The organism is Adhaeribacter pallidiroseus, assembly GCF_003340495.1.
Classification (GTDB): domain Bacteria; phylum Bacteroidota; class Bacteroidia; order Cytophagales; family Hymenobacteraceae; genus Adhaeribacter; species Adhaeribacter pallidiroseus.
This window is the reverse complement of the sequence record NZ_QASA01000001.1, coordinates 2760897-2781588: the sequence shown is the minus strand read 5'-3', so window position 1 is coordinate 2781588 and position 20692 is coordinate 2760897. Positions and strand designations below refer to the sequence as shown.

The following is a 20692-nucleotide window of genomic DNA, read 5'->3' as shown; positions in this document are numbered from 1 at the left end:
TGAAAAATTTAAATTTTTTCCTTAAACGTCGCGTATCTAGCGCCTAAAATCTAGAACTGAATAAGTGCTTTCATAAATCCATCGGGGCGGCTCTCCAGAACTTGAAAAGCTTCGGCTATTTCTTCAAAAGGATACGTGTGCGTGTACAAAGGTTGCGGATTGATCCGGCCGCTTAGTACCGCTTCTACGGCTTCCAGCATGCCTTGCAGGTAAATCTTCGGATCGCGTTCGTGGGCATTAATTACATCTAAACCGCGCCAATTCCACAACTGCACATTCACCGACCGCATGCCATCTTGGTGGTAGCCCGCAATAATCAGTTTTCCTCTTTCGGCCGTAAGTTCACCCGCCAGGTTCAAAGGCCATTCTTTGCCGGTGCATTCAATTACCCGCGGGCAAAAAGCACTATTGGTTAAATTTTTAACTTTTTCGATTATTTGGTAATGGTCATCTAGTTTAATAACCGCATCGGCACCGCATTCCTCGGCCACTTTCAAAGAATAATCGCGTTGTGAAAGCGCAATTACCCGGGCTCCGGCGTGTTTCACTAACTGAATTAACAAAGCTCCTAAAAAACCAATGCCCAAAATGGCTACCGTTTGCCCAGGCTGAATATCGGCACGTTTAAAGATATTTATGGCACAACCTAAGGGTTCCCCCGGAAACGGAAGGTTATTAAAGGTAACGGGTAATTTTACCAAAGAATCCGCTTCGGCTAAATCAAACTCGGCGTACGCATGGTAGGTGATAGCCGCCACCCGGTCGCCTACCTTTACCTGGGTTACATTTTCGCCCACCGCATCAACCAAGCCCCAGCCTTCGTGGCCGGGATTGCCGGCCGCAATGGGATAGGTAAACCATTCCCGGCCTTGCCAAACGGGAATATTAGAAGCGCAAAGCCCGCAGCCTTCCATCTTAATCCGAACCTGGTTAGGGCCAGGTTCCGGCAGATCAACTTGCTTTATTTTTAAATTTTGCGGGCTTTGGATAACGGCTGCCCGCATCATCGTTATTTTTTCTTTTCGTAATTCAGGTAAGGCAATTAATTCTGGATTCATGAAGCAACAGCAACTTTTGTAACTTTATTTTTTTCCGGCTGAGCAAACGCAGCGGGTACCGCAATACCCCGGGTTTCGCATAACCAGCGGTACAACTTGGCCACACCTTCCGGTACCGAGTTTTTAGGATACCAACCCGTCGCTTTTTTAAATTTTCGGATATCCGAAACGTAATAATGCTGATCGCCGGGCCGCCAGTTACCAAACTGCAACGGAATTTTCTGACCTTGAAATTCGCCGATTAATTCGAGCAGTTCTAATAAGCTGGTGGTATTTTCGGGGCCGCCACCAATGTTAAAGGCTTGTCCGGAAATTTCCGTCATGTGTTCCTGAGCCAGAAGAAAAGCATCTACTAAATCTTCAACAAACAACACGTCGCGTACTTGTTTGCCGTCGCCGTAAATACTGATGGCTTTGTTTTCGATGGCCCGGATGGCAAAATGTGCTACCCAGCCTTGGTCTTCGTTGCCGTACTGGTGCGGGCCGTAGATGCAGCTCATCCTAAAAACAACGGCCGGAATACCATAGGTACGGGCGTAATCAATTACGTACTGGTCGGCGGCACCTTTGGAGCAGCCGTACGGGCTATGGAAATCTAAAGACCGGTTTTCGCCAATGCCGTGCTTTAATATCGTTTTATCAGAAGGATTATAACGCGAACCATCGGCTATAAATAGTAGATCTTCCAGGCCACCATATACTTTGTTGGTAGAAGTAAACACCAACGGGGGCGGATTATCCTGGGCCCGGATGGCTTCTAAAACGTTAATGATGCCGCGGGCATTAATTTCAAAATCGTTAATCGGGAAATCGAGCGAAGTGGTAACGGCTACCTGGGCAGCAAAATGAAATACCTGTTCGGCACCTTGCATTACTTTTTTAACCGTGGCTAAATTTCGGACATCGCCTACGTAAATGTGCAAGCGTTGGTCGTAATTATCGTGCAGCCATTGCAAGTTACGCTCCACCCCGGGCCGTGACAGGTTATCCAGAATTAAAACGTGTTTACCCTCCTGCAATAAACGTTTAGCTAAGTTGGTACCCACAAAACCAGCTCCGCCGGTAATTACTGCGTATTTATCGGTGGAGTTAAAATTGATTTCTCTTTTAATGCAGGTTAGTTTTTGTAAGCCATCCAACCCGTTTTCGGCTAGTAACCGGTATAACAATTTGGGGCTATTATCCGGCCGTATTAAACCATAATTTAATTGCCGCTCATCTACCAGGTACGTATTATTTTGTTCGGCGTCTGGGTTTTGATCCAGCAAGCTATTCCAGTAAACCCTGGAAACATCCGCTTGCAAAACATTCCGGAATTCCTGGAGCTGTTGGTATTCGTCGTGCTGCCACGTAGAAAAACCGGCGGCGGTAATCCAGATTTGCGCCGGGGAATGCTGTTTTTTTAAAATTATGTTTATGGGAGCAATAGTTTCTTCCCAACCTTCCCAGGCAGAATCAGATACTTCCGGAAAGCCCTGAATGCCGACGGCATCTATATAGGTCATTACTCCCCGGTCGAACAGTAATTGCAGCCAGTTTGGGTCTACGGGGTTCATACCTCCCAGAACTACTTTTTTACCTTGTTCGTGGGCCTGTTTTGCGCCGGCCGTAATCATTTCGGTAAACCGGTGCCAGTTGTTATCGCGGGTGTAATCGTAGCCTGATTTATTATTTGGCGCATTCCATAATTCAACCCATTCGAAATGCTGACCTAAATCGGTGAGAATAACTTTTATAAAATCAGCAAAATCCGGCGGATTGTTAAGGGGGGAAGAAGTACGCGGCACCACTCCCAAGGTCGGAGGGGTTTGCTGAAAACAAGGTAATACGTTTACTTCCTCGGCTAAACGCGGGATAAGCCAATTGTACCAGTTTTTTCCGGCCGGCGTAATGTATTCGGCCCAGGAAACTCCGGTACGCAATTCGGTAATTTTAAGTTCTTTTAAGGCCGTCATAGCCTGTTCTACCCGTTCGTGTTCTCCTGGCCGAAACCATTCTACCATCCCCACCACTGACTGGTTCTTATTTCCCAAATTATTATTAGATTGTATATCCATTAACATTAATTGTTCAGATTTAAATAACAGAGATAGAAGTAACCGGTTTTATACCGTTAAGCCGCGAGCAGCTAATTCTGCGCTGGCTTCATTTACCCGATCGTAGGCAATCTGACCTTCCAGCCACTCCGCTAATTCTAGTAGGCCACTGTTAAAATCTACCTGCGGATGGAATCCTAGTACTTCCTGTGCCAAAGAGATATCTGAATAACAATGACGAATATCACCGACCCGGTATTTACCCGTAATCTGAGCTTTTAATTGATCTTTGCCTAGTACCTGCGCTAACCGTTCGGCTATCTCCGAAATAGTATAATTATTTCCGCTGCCCACGTTAAATACCTGGCCATTGGCTTCCGGAGCTTCTAAAGCTAACCGGCATGCTAAGGCCACATCGCGTACGTGCACGAAATCGCGTTGTTGTTGACCGTCTTCAAAAATCATGGGGGGGTTATCGTTCAGGAACCGAGAAGCAAAAATGGCTAATACCCCGGTATACGGATTAGATAAAGCCTGCCGGGTGCCGTATACGTTAAAAAAGCGCATGGCTACCGTGGGTATATTATATGCCCGGCCCACCAGCAAACTCATACGTTCCTGGTCGAACTTAGATAAAGCGTAAACCGATGATAAACAAGGTGTTTTGGATTCAGAGGTTGGAATAGGAGTGAGCTCTTGGCCGTTTTCATCCAATACCTCCCATTTACCCGCTTTTAGTTGCTCTAAAGGCCGCTCGGTGCCAATTACTACTTCGCCTTGCGTATTTTTATACAAGCCTTCGCCGTAAATACTCATGCTGGAGGCCACCACCAACTTTTCCACGGGTTTTTGCGACAGGCATTCCAATAAAACCGCCGTACCAGTATTATTAACATCGGTATATTCCCGGATTTCGTACATGCTTTGGCCTACGCCCACCATGGCGGCAAAATGGAACACCGCACTTACTCCTTCTAACGCTTCTAATACTACTTTTTTATCCCGTACGTCGCCCACGATAAGTTCTACGTGCGGGTTTAAATAATCCGGACGCTGGCATTCTTTCCCGTGAACCTGTTCCGAGAGGTTATCCAGGGCGCGTACATCGTAACCGTAATTTAGTAATTCATCGGCCAGGTGCGACCCGATAAAACCAGCACCGCCCGTAATTAATACTTTCTTCTTCATAGTTTTTTGGTAGGTAGTATAATAAGCTTAAAAGTAAAAGAGTGTGAGCAAAATTAAGTAATCATGGTATTGAATTTTAATCCGGGTACAACTTCCTTCGGGCACCTTAATCCGCATGAAGAATTTATAGATATTTTGTAGCGGCAAAATTAAGAAAGCAACGTAACCAAATAGCTTTACCGAGCATTTATTTAAAAATTGGGGAAAATAATGTAAAAATTATCAATATTGTACGCCTATATTGATAATCTAGTATATCGAATTATTAGCCTAAAACGTAATAAAAACTAAATGGTTTGTAGAAGATGATGAAGCTCTGCCGAATTATTTAGAGTAATTTCTAAATCAATTTAAGATTTTTTTAGGTTTACTCGGGCTGGCAAAATCTTTAGGAATAACTAAAAACTTTATTATCAGGCTACAAAGCATTGCTTCATTTCCTAAAATCGGTATTTTATAACTAGTACTTTTCCGTATTTTACAGATTTTGGAAACTACTGCTTTTCGCCGGAAAATTAAAAAATTTTAAAAATCCTGATTTTTACATACTTCACGGCCGTAATTTAAATTGTCGCAGCTCGGTCAAAAAAAAACCGCTCGGTAGAAGCGGTTTTTTAAAAATAGCTAGTATTTGTTTACTTAAAAAGAGTTACTTCATCGGTAGTAATTCGGTTACTTACGTGTAGTTTTTTATCCACAATGTACACTTCAAATTTAACCACATCCCCAGGGGCGAAATCACTCCGGGGCTGGATAACAATACTGTAGTTTAAATCACCTTCCAAAGGGCCCGTGCGGCCATCCGGCGCTAACGGGAAAAACCGCCCATTTAAACCGCCTACGTTCGGGAACTGATATTCTTCAAATTGCCCGTTCCGTTTTACAAACATTTTAATAAAGTAATTATAAAAAAACTCGCCTTGTGGCAGACTAGGTCCATTAGGTACTTGGGGCCCCGGGGGATTAAATGGGGGATCTTTGTCGGCGTCGGTTAAGCCTAAATCGCCGTCGCCATCTTCAAACCGAACAATAACTACTAAGGAATCTCTAACCCCTCTGCTGCCGGTTAAATGATAAGGTACCACATTTTTATAACTAATTTTAGGTTCGATGGGGAATTCAGGAGGATTATGGCACGCCCCGAGCAAACCAGTAAGCAAGAGTAGAAAAGAAAAAATGATATAGGTGTTTTTCATTTTATAGGTAATACGTTTTATAGGATAGCTGGCAAGTTTATTAAGATTATCTGTTTTTTAAATTTAGCCGAAAAAACAGGCTTACCTTTATTCAAAGATTTTATTTCTGGAAATCTAAATTTACTAAAATTTTAACGATTAGAAAGGGTAAATGTTATGTCCATCGCCGATGAATTTTAAACAAGAATTTAAACAAAAGCTTCATAGTCAGGTGCCTGAAACCAATCAGGATTTTGAACAGCGGGCATTGCAATTATTCCGTTACCAGGTACGCCATAACACGGTGTATCAGGCGTATGTAAAACAATTAAAGGTAAAGCCCGCCGCTGTAAGTCAATTGTCCGAAATCCCTTTTTTACCCATCGAGTTTTTTAAAACGCAAATGGTTAAAACGGATGATTATGCAGCAGAAACCATTTTTTTAAGCAGCGGCACTACTCAAACCGAACGAAGCCAACATTTTTTGCCCAATCTGCAATTTTACCTGCAAAATACCCAGTTGTTGTTCGAGAGCCAATACGGACCTCTTGCGGATTATACTTTTCTGGCTTTGCTTCCTTCCTATATAGAGCAAGGAAATTCGTCTTTGGTTGCAATGGTCAGTTATTTTATGCAAAAATCCGGTCAGGATGAGCCGGGCTTTTTCCTATACAACCTGCAAGATCTGGTTCGAATCCTGGAACGGCCCCAAACGAGCAACAAAAATATTTTTTTGTTTGGTGTTACTTATGCTTTGCTGGATCTGGCAGATTACGTTAGTGCCCATAATTTAGCCGGTTTATTCCGCAACGTCATAATCATGGAAACCGGCGGCATGAAAGGCCGGCGTCGGGAAATGATTCGTCCGGAACTTCATGCCCAATTGCAGGAAGCTTTTGGGGTAACCACTATTCATTCGGAGTACGGGATGACGGAGTTGCTGTCGCAGGCTTATTCGCAAGAGCAAGGAATTTTTAAAAAACCAAGCATCATGCGCATTTTATTGCGCGATATGAATGATCCTTTTGACCTAAATCCGGATTTAAAAACCGGCGGCATTAATATTATTGATCTGGCCAATGTAGACTCCTGCGCTTTTATCGAAACCAAAGATATTGGCAAAATACATCCGGATGGTTCTTTTGAAGTGCTGGGCCGTTTTGATAATTCGGATATCCGGGGTTGTAATTTGCTGGTCGGTTAGTAGTGGTTATTAGTTGTTAGTGACTTTGTTGCAACGTTGAGAATGGGATAGGTAAAAAAGGGATTGCAGTCTATCTTTGTAGTGACGAAACCATAAAGAAGAGATGTTACCATCGCCTACAATCCCGGCTAAAGATAGGTATAAAGTTAAAAATTGGAAAGCCTATACTAGCAGTTTAGTTCAAAGAGGTAGTTTGACTTTATGGCTGGAAGATTCCGTGTTAAGAGCGTGGCGCGAGATTGATCCGAGCCAGAAAGTAGTAGGGGAATGCTTATATGCTGATTGTGTAATCCAATGCTGTTTGTTGTTAGGCCAGGTGTATCATCAGCCGCTGCGGCAGACGACCGGCTTTGTTTCTAGTTTGCTGGCGATGTTAGGCTATAAAGATTATGCCGTACCAGATTATACTACTCTTTGCCGCCGACAAAGCTGCCTGCCAGTAGAAGTAAGTAAAGCATTAGCCCGCAACCGAAAGCTAGCTATTGCGCTCGATTCTACCGGTTTAAAAGTATACGGGGAAGGCGAGTGGAAAGTAAGAAAACACGGGGCTTCCAAGCATAGAACTTGGCGCAAATTGCACATCGGTATTGCTGTTGATACCCAAGAGATCGTTTTTGTGGCGTTGACTACGAATGGGGAAGATGATGCGGTGGTCGCGGGCAAGTTGCTGCAAGGCAAGACTGCTCAGCTGAGTAGTTTTATAGGGGATGGCGCTTATGATGACTTTAAGTTGCGAGAGCTCCTAGCAGGGGGCATTAAGCAAATTATACCCCCGTCCAAAGATGCAGTGGTACATAAAGGTACCCAGAAGAAGCCGGTACCAGAATACCTACGGCAGCGCAATGAGGCAGTCGAATATAGGCAAGAGCACGATCGAAAAGCCTGGAAAATCCAAGCTGGCTATCATCGCCGAAGTTTAAATGAGGTAGCTATGTTTCGCTACAAAACTACTTTCTCCGCCCAGATGAGGACCCGGAAAATAGAAAATCAGAAAACAGAAGTAGAACTAAAATGTAAAATCTTAAACATCTATCGCCACCAGGGAATGCCTCTGGCCTACCTAGTAGCTTAGCTACTGCTCGCTATAAGCGAGCTAGTAGAAAAGAGTCCCGTTGCAACAAAGTCGTTGTTAGTTGTTAGTAGATGGATAACTGTAAAAACTAGGAAGCACTGTAACTATGGCGCAGATTTACATCCGTGACTTTTAAATTCGGGCAATCGTATACTAAAGCTGTACTGATTTATTAGACTTCTTTCAAAAGTACTTAGATAGTGTCGTAATTAGCAATGGCAGCAAAGAGGTTAAAGCGTAAGCCAAAGCGCTTTCGACGATTTCTATACTTGGTAGCAAAAATTTTGAATCGTTTAAGAAAACCAAACACGTTTTCAATCTTGATTCGCTGGGAAGACAACGCTCGGTTTTGTTGCTGGTCTTGCCGCGTTAAAGGATAATGTTTGGAGGCCTTCTTCGGGGTATGGGCTTGCGGGATCAACTTTTTGATTCCTTGATAACCCGAATCCGCTAATAGCAGGATAGGAGTTGGGAGTTTAAGCTGGCTGCATTTAAAAAGTTGGAAATCATGCACTGCTCCTTTGGCAAAATGCGTACAAATGATTTTTCCGCTCTTCTTATCCACTATCATTTGTGTTTTCAGATGATGTTGTTTCTTTTAGCCGAGTAGTAGCGTCTTTGTTTTTTTGGGGACGTTCGATTCTTGTCTCCGTAGCATCTACCAGTACTACTTGGTAACTGATGGAACTTTGGAGAAGGGCTTTTTTGCCAGGTAAGCTAAATTCCCCGGATTGGAGTAAAAGATTTTCCGCTCGTGTAATCAAGCGGAAGGCCGTGGCTTCACTCACTTGGTAGCTCTGAGCGATGTGAAAATAGGTCCGGTATTCCCGATTATATTCTAACATCATCAATACTTGATCGGCCTCCGACAAGCGACTAGGACGACCGAGAACTTTCTTGTTTTTGGCTATTTGTTCGCTTAAAACTGCTTTCATGTGCTCAAAGGTGGCTTTATGCACCCCTGTTAAGCGCCGGAAAAGAGCTTCGCTTAAAAAGCGGATTTGTTCGTATTTTGTCACCATACCGCAAAGTTCTGCTATTTACTTAATATCTAATTACTTTTGAAAGAAGTCTATTGTATTTCATAGCTTCAGGTAAGACAAAATTGTCAAAAAAAATGGAGGATCAATTTGCTTTTAAGCTTATTAATCCTCCTTAAAGTTTGAAAATTTAAAAAATTAGTATGAACAACAACTAACAACCAGCAACGAACAACTATATTTAAGAAACCGCCGGGCGGGCGAAAGAACGGGCATCTTCTTCTGATATTTCTTCGTCGCTCATAATAATTAGCCGCTCTACTACATTGCGGAGTTCCCGGATATTGCCGCGCCAGTCGAGTTGTTGTAAAAAAGCGAGGGCCGCGGGGGTGATGCGCTTGGGTTTAGAACCGTAATCGCGGGCAATATCAGCTAAAAACTTTTGCACCAGGTCCGGTATATCTTCGCGGCGTTCGTTTAAAGGCGGTACATGAATCAGAATTACACCCAAGCGGTGGTAAAGGTCTTCGCGGAAATTACGTTCCTCAATTTCCCGGAGCAAATCTTTGTTGGTAGCGGCTACTACCCGAACGTCCACGGAAATTTCTTTTTCGCCGCCCACCCGGGTAATTTTATTTTCCTGTAAAGCCCGCAGTACTTTGGCTTGCGCCGATAAACTCATATCCCCGATTTCGTCCAGAAATAAAGTACCACCGTTAGCTTGTTCAAATTTACCGATCCGTTGCTTTACCGCCGAGGTAAACGAGCCTTTTTCGTGGCCAAACAATTCGCTTTCGATTAGTTCGCTGGGAATAGCCGCGCAGTTCACTTCTACCATCGGGCCTTCGGAACGGTTACTTTTCTCGTGCAGTTGGCGGGCCACCATTTCTTTACCGGCTCCGTTCGGGCCCGTAATTAAAACACGGGCATCGGTTTGGGCTACTTTATCAACGGCCCGGCGTACTTTTTCCAAAGCCGGCGAACTGCCCACCATTTCGTAGTTTTTGGAAATTTTTTTCTTTAAAACTTTAGTCTCCGTTACCAAATTTGCTTTGTCGAGAGCATTACGAACGGTAACTAATAAACGATTTAAATCCGGTGGCTTCTGCAAGAAGTCGTAGGCTCCTTTTTTAGTAGCATCAACCGCGGTATCAATGGTGCCATGGGCCGAAATCATGATAAACGGTACATCCGGCACTAGAATACGGGCGCGCTGCAACACTTCCAATCCGTCCATTTTCGGCATCTTAATATCGCAAAGCACTACATCGTACTTGTTTTTACGTAATTGATCCAGCCCTACCTCGCCATCCGGAGCCTCGTCAACGGTATAATTTTCATATTCCAGAATTTCTTTAAGGGTACTACGAATACTACGTTCGTCATCAATTATGAGTATTTTGGGCATGTAGTTGAATTCTTTGAATGTAATTTTTAGTAACGCATCCGAAACAAAAATCAGATTTACGTTTTAACCTTTTAAATTTATTAATTTTTATCAGGTTTAAATCATTTACTTCCGGTAAATAGTAAAAACAAAGCAGTTTGATGTAGGTAGCTGTTCGATGACCTACAAATAATCAGTTAGCAGCTACATAAAATTAAAAAGGTTTTTTTTCTATTTTGCCTAAGTAATTCATAAACTTTAAATAGAACTTACTTACTGAAGATAGTACGAGTTGGTGAAAATTATTAACCTAAATAATTTAAAAAAACTATAATCGGGAATGCTGACCAATAGTTGGTAACCATAAAAACGCCTGCGTTATTTATAAATAAATAGTAAAGATGAACAGAAGCATTTTGCTGATGATGAATCCCTTATATTTTTAAAATTTTACGGCTTAAGCAAAATCTTAAAGACTATTTTCCGGATCTTTTCGGCGGTGGCTAAAGGTGCGTGGGTATCTTCGGGATAGAAAATAACAAAATGCTGAGCCGGTACTTTAAACCAAACCAAGGGTTGATCGCTGTAAAAAACCACGTCACGCTCCGGAGAATAAGGTTCCTGAATTTGCGGGCAGGCGCCTAGTTGTTGCCAACCCATGACATCGGTACCCGCCAGCACTACCTGTATGTCCAGGTATTTTTGGTGTGCCTCTAACCTAGCTTGTTCTTGGCCGCCAAAACCAAAATCATCCGAGATAATCGCAAAAATACTCTCACCCCGAATATTATGTTTACCCGTGGGTAGTTGGTCTACTTGATTATCTTTTAAAAAATCAAATGCCACCGCAAAGTCGGGGTGCAAAGCAGCGTAACGGGCCGCATTATCTAAATGGTCGAAAATCATAAAAATTTAAAAAAGTAGAAGGTCCTTAAAAATTGTTACCGGAACCAGGATTGTTTCGGCATATTTGCAGGAATTTACCAGAAAAGCAAGCCTCAGCCGGAACATAATACCCAACTACAAACGTTACATAAGGTTACTAAACAAAAATTTAAAATAGCTTTGATTTATCCTCAGAATTTTGAGCAGAAAATAGGTTTCACCCAGATCCGGGAAATATTGGCTGAGGCTTGCTTAAGCCCTTTAGGCCGTCAGTTTGTGGCCCGGATGCAATTTTTAACGCGGCACGACCTCATTCATAAATTGCTGGAGCAAACCCATGAATTTAAAAGTTTACTGGCCGCGGGAGCTGAGTTTCCGACGCAGTATTACTTTGATGTTACAGAAGCCTTAAACCGCGCCGCCATTGAAGGCAGCTTTTTAGATGTTTCGGCTTTTTTTCAAATAAAAATGTCGCTCCGCACGGTCCGGCAAGCTTTGGGTTTTTTCTACGAGTCGGAAGAAGGGTTGTACCCGTACCTGAAAAGTTTGGGCGCTAACATTGAAATAGACAAAAAATTAACGATCAGCCTGGATAAAGTAGTAGACGATAACGGGACAGTGAAAGATTCGGCTTCGCCCGCTTTAAGCCGTTTAAAAGGCGAGTTAATTGCCCAGCAAGGAATTTTACGCAAGCAGATCCAAAGTATTTTGCGACACGCCAAAAACGAAGGCTGGACGCCCGGCGACGCCGAACCCACGATTCGTAGCGGGCGCATTGTTATTCCGGTTATAGCGGAGTATAAACGCAAAGTAAAAGGCTTGATTCACGATGAGTCTACCACGGGACAAACGGTTTATATTGAGCCAGATGTAGTGTTTGGCTTAAACAACGACATTAAGGAACTGGAGAATGCTTATAACCGCGAATTAATCCGGATTTTAACCGAGTTAACTACTTTGCTACGCAGTTATATTCCGGATTTACGAAAGGCTTATCAGTATTTAGGCTTACTGGATTTTATCCGGGCGAAGGCGATTTTTGCCAATCGTACCGAATCTACCTTACCAGGTTTACACAAACAGCCCCGGGCAAGTTTTAAAGAAGCTCGGCACCCACTTTTGTTTTTATCTTTATCGGCGCAGCAACGCCGGGTAGTGCCGCTTACTATTTCGTTAAACCCCGAGCAGCGGATATTAGTAATTTCGGGTCCGAACGCCGGTGGTAAATCGGTGGCTTTAAAGACCGTGGGCACTTTGCAGTACATGGTGCAATGCGGTTTGCTGATTCCGGTTGCGGAAGGATCGGAAGCCGGTATTTTTGAAAATTTGTTTATTGACATTGGCGATGAGCAATCCATCGAGAATGATTTAAGTACCTATAGCTCGCACCTGCAAAACATGAAGCAATTTGTGTTGTTTGCCGATAAAAAAAGCTTGGTGTTAATTGATGAATTTGGTACCGGTACCGAGCCCCAATTGGGCGGTGCCATTGCCGAAGCGGTGTTGGAAAAATTAAACCAGAACCAGGCTTACGGGGTAATTACGACCCACTACACCAATTTAAAAAACTACGCCGAGCACACAGCAGGCATTGTGAACGGCGCTATGCGCTACGATCCGAAAGAATTGCAACCACTCTACCAACTGGATATTGGTAAACCGGGTTCGTCGTTTGCCATCGAGATTGCCCGTAAAATTGGTTTACCCAAAGAGATCGTGCAGAAAGCGAGCAAGCTGGTCGGTAAAGATAAGATCCGGTACGACCGTTTACTCGAAGAATTAGAGGTAGAGAAAAATACCTTCGAGAAGCGCAACCTGGAAATGGAAACGCAAGAGCGTAAACTACGGGCGGCGGCCAAAGAATACACCGAGTTAAAAAAGCTTATCGAAGAAAACAAAAATGACATTCTGCGGGAAGCCAAATTAAAAGCTAAAGTTTTATTAAAAGATACCAACAAGCAAATTGAATCCACGATTAAGCAAATCCGGGATGCGAACGCCGACAAAGAGCCCACGAAGCAAGCTCGGCAGGAACTGGAACAATTTGTAGAAAAAGAACTGAAACTCGAATCCAGAAGTTTACTGCGGACCGCGGCGGGCACCAAAACCTTAAACCCCGGCGATAAGGTAGCTTTAGTGGGCCAGGAATCCGAGGGAGAAATTGTTTCGGTGAAAGGCAATACCGCCGAAGTAATGTTCGGTGATTTAAAAACCATTGTAAAAGTTGCCAACCTGGAGCGGGTAGAGGGAGCAGTTAAAAAAACGAAAAAAGAAAAAGAAGTAGCGGTTCCTGGTTTTGCCCGCGGCCTGGATCTTACCCAACGTATGTCGGACTTTAGTACGTCGCTGGATGTGCGCGGCGAACGGGCCGAAGACGCTTTAACCCGGGTCATGAGCTTTGTGGATGATGCGGTAATGTTGGGAATTCCGGAGATTAGAATTATTCACGGACGGGGTAACGGCATATTAAAACAAATCATCCGGGATTATCTGCGTTCGCAGCGCGAAGTAGCCAGCATCAGCGATGAGCACATTGAGCGTGGCGGCGATGGGGTAAGTTTAGTGGTGTTGAAGTAAGAACCGCCTTTTTTAAATTGAACAAAAAAGCTTCTTCCGGTAATTTGGAAGAAGCTTTTTAATACCAGTATGTTGGTTGAATTTTTAAAAATTTAGGCTGCTATATTTATGTTTAAATATTGTTTATCAGTAAGATGAATTAAATGATATTAACTTCTGGTTGAAGTTGAATGCCAAACTTTTCTTGCACCGAAGCTATAATCTGGTGAGCCAAATCTTTTACCTGGTTGCCTTGCGCCCCGCCATAATTCACTAACACCAATGCCTGGTCTTTATGTACGCCATAAGCCTCAAAGCGGCGGCCTTTCCAGCCGGCTTGTTCAATTAACCAACCCGCCGGAACTTTCACCTGACCCGTAGCGGTGGGATAACTCGGTATGGTAGGGTAATCTTGCTGTAAAGCCTGAAATTGTGTGATAGAAATTTCTGGATTTTTAAAAAAACTACCCGCATTGCCTATTTGCGTAGGGTCGGGGAGCTTGCTCCGACGAATCTGGCAAACTGCTTCGCTAATGGCCCGGGCATTTATTTCCACTACTTGCATACTAACCAAAGTTTGCGTTATGGCTCCGTAAGAAGTGTTAAAAACAGGCTTTTTACGTAATCGTAAAGTAACCGAAACCACGATGTACTGGCCTTTTAATTCATGTTTAAAAATGCTTTCGCGGTAACCAAATTTACATTGCTCAGCGTTAAAGGTTTGTAATTCGCCCGATGCTAGGTGTACGGCTTCTAGGCTTTCAAAGACATCTTTTAATTCTACGCCATACGCGCCAATATTTTGTAAAGGAGCGGCACCTACTGTACCCGGAATCAAAGATAAATTTTCTAATCCACCAAGTTCTTGCTCCAAAGTATACACTACTAGGTCGTGCCAGGCTACACCGCTACTTGCTTTCACCAAATAATAATCAGCATCTAGTTCCGTGGTCTCAATTCCCAGAATATTGTTCTTCAGCACTACGCCTTCAAAATCTTGGGTAAATAAAATATTGCTGCCTCCCCCTAATATTAGGTGCGGTAAATTTTGCAGTTCTGGTAACCGAAGCAAATCCTGCAGTTCACCTACATTGGAGAAAGTTGCAAAGAATCGGGCTTTTACATCCATCCCAAAAGTGTTATAAGCCCGCAGCGAAATGTCGCGTTGTAATTCCATAGTATAAATTTACCGCAAAAGTACGTATTCGCCGTAGAAGCGTATGACAAAGATTTATAAAACTGGGTGCTAATTTTAATAGCAAACTGTTAAAAGGCATAATGAATTTTTAAACAGAATAATTTAAAATTTTAAAAATCAAATAATTAGTTGACTGCACTGCAATTAGTAGTTGAATACTCGTGATGGCCTTACGCATTCATTATTTTATTTTTACTCAGTAAACTGGTAACTCTTTTTAGTTGTTCTTTTCATTCTTACTTCGTTTTCGTTCGAGCCGTACGCTCGTTTGTTTAGAAATAAGAATAATGGAACGATAAGTTGATGGGCGGGATGAATGCTCCGGTTCCCCCAAGAAAGAAGTATATTTGCTTTTTGATAAACTTTATAAGGAATTAAATGACTGCTTCAACTACTCCGCCACCAGACTTTTCTAATTACATTGCTACTACTTTATTTGGTTTAGAGGAAATATTGGCGCAGGAGTTGGCAGATTTAGGTGCGCAGAACATATACCTGGGCAACCGGGCAGTTGAATTTGCGGGTGATAAAAGCTTATTGTACCGGGCTAATCTCTGGTGCCGCACGGCCATTCGAATTTTAAAACCATTCCGCACCTTTAAAGCCCGCGACGAACGCGACTTATACCGCCAGGTAAGTAAAATTAATTGGGCGGATTACCTTCAAGCCGATCAGACTTTTGCGATTCAGAGCGTGGTGAACCAGTCTTCCTTTGAACACTCGTTGTTCGTGTCGCAGTTAACTAAGGATGCCATTGTGGACCAGTTTCGGCAACGTACGGGGCAACGGCCTTCGGTGGACGTAGAACGACCGGATGTGCGCTTGAACCTGCACATGCACGAAAATTTTGTGACTTTGGCCCTGGATGCTTCCGGCGATTCGCTGCACCGCCGCGGTTACCGTTTGCAAACCAACGTGGCTCCTTTGAGTGAGGTGCTGGCCGCCGGCATTATTTTACTAACGGCTTGGGATAAGAAATCGCCGTTTATTGACCCCATGTGCGGCTCCGGCACTTTCTTAACGGAAGCGGCTCTATTGGCGCACAACATAGCGCCTGGCTTGTACCGGCGGCATTCATTTGGTTTTATGAACTGGCCGGATTTTGACGAACCCTTTTACCGGCGCCTGGTAGCCGAAGCGGAAGCCGCCCGTTTGCCCGAACAAGAAGTTACCATTATGGGCTCCGACATTGATAAAGATTACATCGAAGCTGCCCGGAGTAATATCACGAATGCCGATTTAGATGATTATATTCGAATACGCGTGCGCGATATAAAAGAAGTGCAAGGCATAGGTGAAAAAGGAATTGTACTGGTTAATCCACCTTATGGTGAGCGCATTATACAGGATAATCTAAACCAATTGTATAAAACAATAGGAGATACTTTTAAAACTAATTTTTCGGGTTACGATGCCTTTGTTTTTACCGGTAACCTGGAAGCTGCCAAACATATCGGCCTGAAAACGTCGCGCCGGATTCCTTTGTACAACGGCCCCATAGAATGCCGCCTGCTAAAATACGAGTTATACCGGGGTACGCGCAAGATAAAAGAAGAGCCAAAGTTAGATGTGATATAATACCACTTTCTGCCATTAACTTGCAATTAAGTTCTGGTTAATCTTTTAAAATAGGTAATACTTAGTTGAATTGAACAACTACCTTTTTTTTAAATTTTTATCATACAGACCGACTTGTAGAATACTTGCGAAGGAACCAGCGAAGATAAATGAACAGTACCGGGAAGATAAGCAGCAATGGCCACAGATGGATTAGACCAATTAAGAGACCAAGTAAAACATCCCAGCCACCCTGTAGCGCATTGCGCACCCGTACAGCAAAGCTGGTATCCGGCGAAGATGTAGCCCCTAATTTTTGGTAGTACGTTAACTCAATGGTATTATAACTCGTTTGCCGGCTGAGGTAAGTAATACGGGCTTCGGTGCTTTCAATTTCTTCTTGTATTTGGCGCAGTTGGTTTTCTACCGCAATAATATCTTTCACCGTTCGCGCCTGCTGTAATAAATCCAGGTACCGTAATTCTACGGCTTTCTTTGTTTTCAGACGGGCAGCAATATCAATGTATTCGGTAGTTACATCTTCGGAAGTAATATTCTTAGAATCCAGGTAAATACTTTGTTCCGCTAATTTGGCGATTAAAGGCTCAAACTGTTGCGGTAATACTTTGATAACCGAGTTGCTCTCCAGGGTGTTTTCGGTGCGGTTTTCGTTGGCACTAAGAAGTTGACCCTGGAACTGAGGAATTATCTGGTTGATGACCTCCGCGCTTTTCCTAAAATCTGCTACCTGAAAGCGCAGCGTAGCCTTCCGGATAATTTTTTGATCCAGGTTGGTGGGAGGTGCAGCTTGTTCCTGCATCACTTGAACCGCCTCTAATTTAGCATTCCCGTAAGAAGTATCCATGGCTGGGGACGAAACTACCGGCCCTTCCGATTGTTCTACTTTACCGATGGTTTGGCTTTCGCAGCTTATAGTTACGACCCAAATTAAAAGTACCGTAATATATTTTACACTAAGGAGAGTCTTCTTCATATTGGTATAATTAAGTTTAAATATTCAATATCTATTTTTGGGTTTAGAATAGGAGTAGGGTGAATTCTTAAATTTTATCCAGGAGGGATTCTAGAATTAGGTGATTTGGCAGTTTCCAGGGTAGTTTTCTTCGATGCCAGAGGCTTAGGAGCCAACTTACCGGAAGGCAGATTAATGAGGTAAAAGGCACTTACTATCAGCAACACCGTTACTCCGTGCGCAATGGTATAGAATAAGTTAAAACAGGGCTTTAGGTACGACCGATGGTGGATTAAATACGGCTTCATATTTTCTGATGTATATTACAAAGATGCCATTGTTCATATTTCTGCATAAGTTTTGATGCATTTTTTAAAATTTGAACATAAAAAAAGGTGAAACCAAAGTTTCACCTTTTCATTATCTTTTAATATAATTACTACTCCGCTACTGCTATTCCGTTTCTATATACAGTGTTCTTTATTATTTTACCCGATTCATCAAAATATTTCCAGGTGCCAATTTGCCGGTTATATCGGTAATTACCCGTTATTTCGGGTTGGCCGGAAGTGTAAAATTGTTTGAAAGCGCCATTTTTCAAGCCGTTTTTATATTCCGTTTCGGATTGCACTTTGCCGTTTTCGTGGTAAGTAATGACTTTACTTACAATTTTGCCGTTTTCGTAAGTAGCTTTTTCCTTCACCTGACCGTTTGGGTAATAAGCTAAACGTTCGCCAGTTAACTTGCCATTAGCATAAGTTTCTTGCAGGCTGATTTGTTTGCTATCGTAAAAAGCTTTCCAATCGCCGGATTTTACCTTATTTTAAAAAATTGCTCTTCCTGTACGTTACCGGATTCAAAATAGGAGGTAATCTTCCGGTCTTGTTCATCGTTCGAATACCGGATTTCTTGTTTTAACTGGCCACTCGGGTAAAAATACTGGGCCGTACCAGTTGCCTTACCGTTCGCATAGTTTATTTCACTCATTTTTTGCCCGGTTTCGTAGAATGTGCGGGCCGGGCCGTCGGGTTGACTAGTGGTATTTTTAAATTTTGTCAGTACGCGTTCTTTATTGATCTGGCCATCGGGAGTTAGTACTTTAGGTTTTACCAGGGTGCTGGTTTTATAGTTGGTCTCTGACTTTAACTTGCCGGATCGGTAAAATGTACGCATCACGCCACTGCGTTTGCCGCCTTCGTTGGTGGCTTCCGATTCGGGCTGGCCGTTATCGTAATAAGTTTTGAAAAAGCCATCGAGCACGCCGTTTTTATAATTGGCTTCGGATTTAACTTTTCCGTTAGGGTAATAGGTTTTAGCTGGGCCGCTTTGTTGGCTTTTCACGTAAGTAATCACCGACTGCAAACTGCCCTCCGGATAATATTCTTTTACTTCCCCATCCGGCGCACCGTTGACAAAGGTGGCCTCCATTTTTGGATGGCCGTTTTCAAAAAACGTTTTGATCGGGCCGGTTTGCTGGTCGTCGGTATAGTTAGCTTGTTGCAAAGGCTTCCCGTTGGGATAATACGATTCGAATAAACCTTGCCGCAGTCCGTGTTTATAATTTACCGTGACCCGTTTGGCGCCGTTTTCATAAAACTCCTGGTAAGCACTATCTTGTTTGCCGTTCACAAAACTAGTAATAGCTTCTAGTTTGCCGCTTCGGTAAAAACGTTTGTACGTGCCTTCCGGTACAGTATCGGGCGGTACAATGTAGTAAATTTGTTTAATGGCAGTTCGTAACGAATCGTGGTAACTAACCACTCTTTTTCGCTTTTGAGCAAAAGCCGAAACGGTAGCCAGGTAGATAAACCAAATAAGTAAAATATAGCGCAAAGAATAGTTCATGGGAAAACGTAGGGTATTATGGCCTGCTGGTTAATAAACGTAAGGCGCACACAAATAATATAGTTTTACTTGTTGGAATAAAATCAGAATCAGGTTCTTCCGGCCCGGCTACCCTTTATCCAGAATGATACGAATGCGACTACCTTATGTCATTGTTAATGGCAGTAATCTGGAGTTAACAAATACTTATTAAGCCCAGTTCGCACTTTACTCGAAAACAGTTGATTGCTAAAAGCCAGAAAGTGATACTTATTTCTTTCCCATCTTTCGGTTTACCAAAAAGAATGGTTGCTGCGTTTGTGAGCGGTTTACGAAATTAAAAATTTAAAAATTTGAAATCTAGCGGACTGGTTTGCCAGGATTTTACAATTTTTCCAGAACAATGGCCGAGGCCCCACCGCCGCCATTGCAAATGCCGGTTACCCCAATTTTGCCATTTTTCTTATTCAGTACGTTGATTAAGGTGGTAACAATGCGCGCTCCCGAAGCTCCTAAAGGGTGGCCCAGTGACACGGCTCCGCCAAAAACATTAACGTTACTGTTTTTTAAATTCAGCTTCTGGTTATTGGCAAGAGATACTACCGCAAAAGCTTCGTTGATCTCGTAAAAATCAACTTCTTCGGGTTTAATTCCGGATACTTTTAAGGCTTTGGGAATGGCTAATGCCGGGGATGTAGTAAACCATTTGGGTTCCTGTTCGGCGTCGGCAAAGCCTAATATCCGGGCAATAGGTTTAACTCCTAACGCTTCAGCTTTTTCTTTGCTCATCAGGAGCACAGCCGCTGCTCCATCGTTTAAAGTAGAGGCGTTGGCGGCAGTAATGGTACCTTCTTTATCAAAAACTGGTTTGAGGCTGGCAATTTTATCAAAATTTACTTTCGTGTATTCTTCGTCGGTGTTTACAATTATGGGTTCTTTACCGCGTTGGGGGATTTCCACAGGTACCATTTCGTCTTGTAACTGGCCCGCTTGCGCGGCGGCGGCTGAGCGGCGGTACGATTCTATCGCGAATTCATCTTGCATCTGGCGGGTAATGCCCATTTCCCGAGCCGTATGTTCGGCGGCGTTACCCATATGAAAATCGTTGTATACGTCCCAGAGGCCATCCTTCAACAAACCATCAATCATTTGCCCATGGCCTAATTTGGTGCCCGACCGTACTTTATCCAGGTAATAAGGTACGTTGCTCATGCTTTCCATTCCGCCCGCTACAATTACCTCTTTGTGGCCCAGCATAATGGCCTGCGCCGCAAACATAATAGCTTTGGAACCAGAGGCGCACACTTTATTAACGGTAGTACATTCTACTTCGTACCCTAAACCAGCGTACAAAGCCGCTTGCCGGGCCGGAGCCTGGCCCAAATTAGCCGATAACACATTACCCATAATTACTTCCTGCACTTCGGAGGGGGCCACGCCGGCTTTTTGTAAAGCGCCTTTAATGGCTGCGGCCCCTAGCTGGGTAGCGGATAAAGCAGCTAAGCTGCCCATAAAAGAACCAATTGGAGTGCGAACCGCCGCAATAATGTATACTTCTTTTAAGGCCATATATATATGCTGTTTTATTTAGGGCTAAAT

General features: G+C 43.3%; 15 protein-coding genes and 1 pseudogene. 4 read left to right on the top strand and 12 right to left on the bottom strand.

Translation table 11 applies throughout. From position 1 onward, the window contains the following. Window positions 1-50: 50 nt before the first annotated feature. From AHMF7616_RS11080 to AHMF7616_RS11065, 4 genes are all read right to left on the bottom strand, one after another. A complete protein-coding gene (locus AHMF7616_RS11080; protein WP_199474179.1) occupies window positions 51-1058 on the bottom strand; it encodes an MDR/zinc-dependent alcohol dehydrogenase-like family protein in 1008 nt (335 codons plus the stop codon). After that, window positions 1055-3115 (bottom strand): SDR family NAD(P)-dependent oxidoreductase, encoded by a 2061-nt coding sequence (locus AHMF7616_RS11075; protein WP_115375562.1) that lies wholly within the window; start codon window positions 3113-3115, stop codon window positions 1055-1057. The genes AHMF7616_RS11080 and AHMF7616_RS11075 overlap by 4 nt, the downstream gene beginning before the upstream one ends. A gap of 48 nt (window positions 3116-3163) precedes the next feature. Then, the gene (locus tag AHMF7616_RS11070) at window positions 3164-4282 is read right to left on the bottom strand and encodes an NAD-dependent epimerase/dehydratase family protein (RefSeq protein ID WP_115372941.1); all 1119 of its coding nucleotides are present in this window, start codon (window positions 4280-4282) and stop codon (window positions 3164-3166) included. 635 nt (window positions 4283-4917) lie between these two features. After that, window positions 4918-5478 (bottom strand): hypothetical protein, encoded by a 561-nt coding sequence (locus AHMF7616_RS11065; protein WP_115372940.1) that lies wholly within the window; start codon window positions 5476-5478, stop codon window positions 4918-4920. A gap of 169 nt (window positions 5479-5647) precedes the next feature. Between AHMF7616_RS11065 and AHMF7616_RS11060 the strand changes: the two genes are divergently transcribed. Together AHMF7616_RS11060 and AHMF7616_RS11055 are read left to right on the top strand one after the other, a co-directional pair. Continuing rightward, window positions 5648-6661, top strand: coding sequence for a long-chain-fatty-acid--protein ligase (locus AHMF7616_RS11060; RefSeq protein WP_115372939.1), 1014 nt, complete (start codon window positions 5648-5650; stop codon window positions 6659-6661). A 103-nt stretch (window positions 6662-6764) separates the two neighbouring features. Next, window positions 6765-7733 carry an IS5 family transposase gene (locus AHMF7616_RS11055; RefSeq protein WP_115372075.1) on the top strand — a complete coding sequence of 323 codons (969 nt, stop codon included), beginning with the start codon at window positions 6765-6767 and terminating at the stop codon, window positions 7731-7733. Window positions 7734-7926: 193 nt separating this feature from the next. Here the strand turns inward: AHMF7616_RS11055 and AHMF7616_RS11050 are convergent. The 3 genes and pseudogenes from AHMF7616_RS11050 to AHMF7616_RS11040 form a co-directional block, all read right to left on the bottom strand. Beyond that, window positions 7927-8755 (bottom strand): annotated as a pseudogene (locus AHMF7616_RS11050) (IS5 family transposase). Between the two features lie 199 nt (window positions 8756-8954). Beyond that, window positions 8955-10121, bottom strand: a complete 1167-nt coding sequence (locus tag AHMF7616_RS11045; protein WP_115372938.1) for a sigma-54-dependent transcriptional regulator — start codon at window positions 10119-10121, stop codon at window positions 8955-8957. Window positions 10122-10550: 429 nt separating this feature from the next. Continuing rightward, window positions 10551-11006 carry a NanQ anomerase/TabA/YiaL family protein gene (locus tag AHMF7616_RS11040; RefSeq protein WP_115372937.1) on the bottom strand — a complete coding sequence of 152 codons (456 nt, stop codon included), beginning with the start codon at window positions 11004-11006 and terminating at the stop codon, window positions 10551-10553. Between the two features lie 159 nt (window positions 11007-11165). Between AHMF7616_RS11040 and AHMF7616_RS11035 the strand changes: the two genes are divergently transcribed. Continuing rightward, window positions 11166-13562 (top strand): endonuclease MutS2, encoded by a 2397-nt coding sequence (locus AHMF7616_RS11035; RefSeq protein ID WP_115372936.1) that lies wholly within the window; start codon window positions 11166-11168, stop codon window positions 13560-13562. Between the two features lie 139 nt (window positions 13563-13701). On the opposite strand, the gene murB is transcribed toward AHMF7616_RS11035, so the two are convergent. Beyond that, window positions 13702-14718 (bottom strand): UDP-N-acetylmuramate dehydrogenase, encoded by a 1017-nt coding sequence (gene murB, locus AHMF7616_RS11030; RefSeq protein ID WP_115372935.1) that lies wholly within the window; start codon window positions 14716-14718, stop codon window positions 13702-13704. 399 nt (window positions 14719-15117) lie between these two features. Between murB and AHMF7616_RS11025 the strand changes: the two genes are divergently transcribed. Then, the gene (locus AHMF7616_RS11025) at window positions 15118-16317 is read left to right on the top strand and encodes a THUMP domain-containing class I SAM-dependent RNA methyltransferase (RefSeq protein ID WP_115372934.1); all 1200 of its coding nucleotides are present in this window, start codon (window positions 15118-15120) and stop codon (window positions 16315-16317) included. A 100-nt stretch (window positions 16318-16417) separates the two neighbouring features. Here the strand turns inward: AHMF7616_RS11025 and AHMF7616_RS11020 are convergent, their stop codons facing one another. From AHMF7616_RS11020 to AHMF7616_RS11000, 4 genes are all read right to left on the bottom strand, one after another. Continuing rightward, window positions 16418-17290 carry a DUF4349 domain-containing protein gene (locus AHMF7616_RS11020; protein WP_115372933.1) on the bottom strand — a complete coding sequence of 291 codons (873 nt, stop codon included), beginning with the start codon at window positions 17288-17290 and terminating at the stop codon, window positions 16418-16420. A 418-nt stretch (window positions 17291-17708) separates the two neighbouring features. Then, window positions 17709-18038: a toxin-antitoxin system YwqK family antitoxin gene (locus AHMF7616_RS11015; RefSeq protein ID WP_262511746.1), complete on the bottom strand. Its 330-nt coding sequence runs from the start codon at window positions 18036-18038 to the stop codon at window positions 17709-17711. Between the two features lie 44 nt (window positions 18039-18082). Continuing rightward, on the bottom strand, window positions 18083-19114 hold the full coding sequence (locus AHMF7616_RS11005; RefSeq protein WP_115372931.1) for a toxin-antitoxin system YwqK family antitoxin: 1032 nt from the start codon (window positions 19112-19114) through the stop codon (window positions 18083-18085). A gap of 363 nt (window positions 19115-19477) precedes the next feature. Beyond that, window positions 19478-20662 (bottom strand): acetyl-CoA C-acyltransferase, encoded by a 1185-nt coding sequence (locus tag AHMF7616_RS11000; RefSeq protein WP_115372930.1) that lies wholly within the window; start codon window positions 20660-20662, stop codon window positions 19478-19480. Window positions 20663-20692 lie beyond the last annotated feature (30 nt).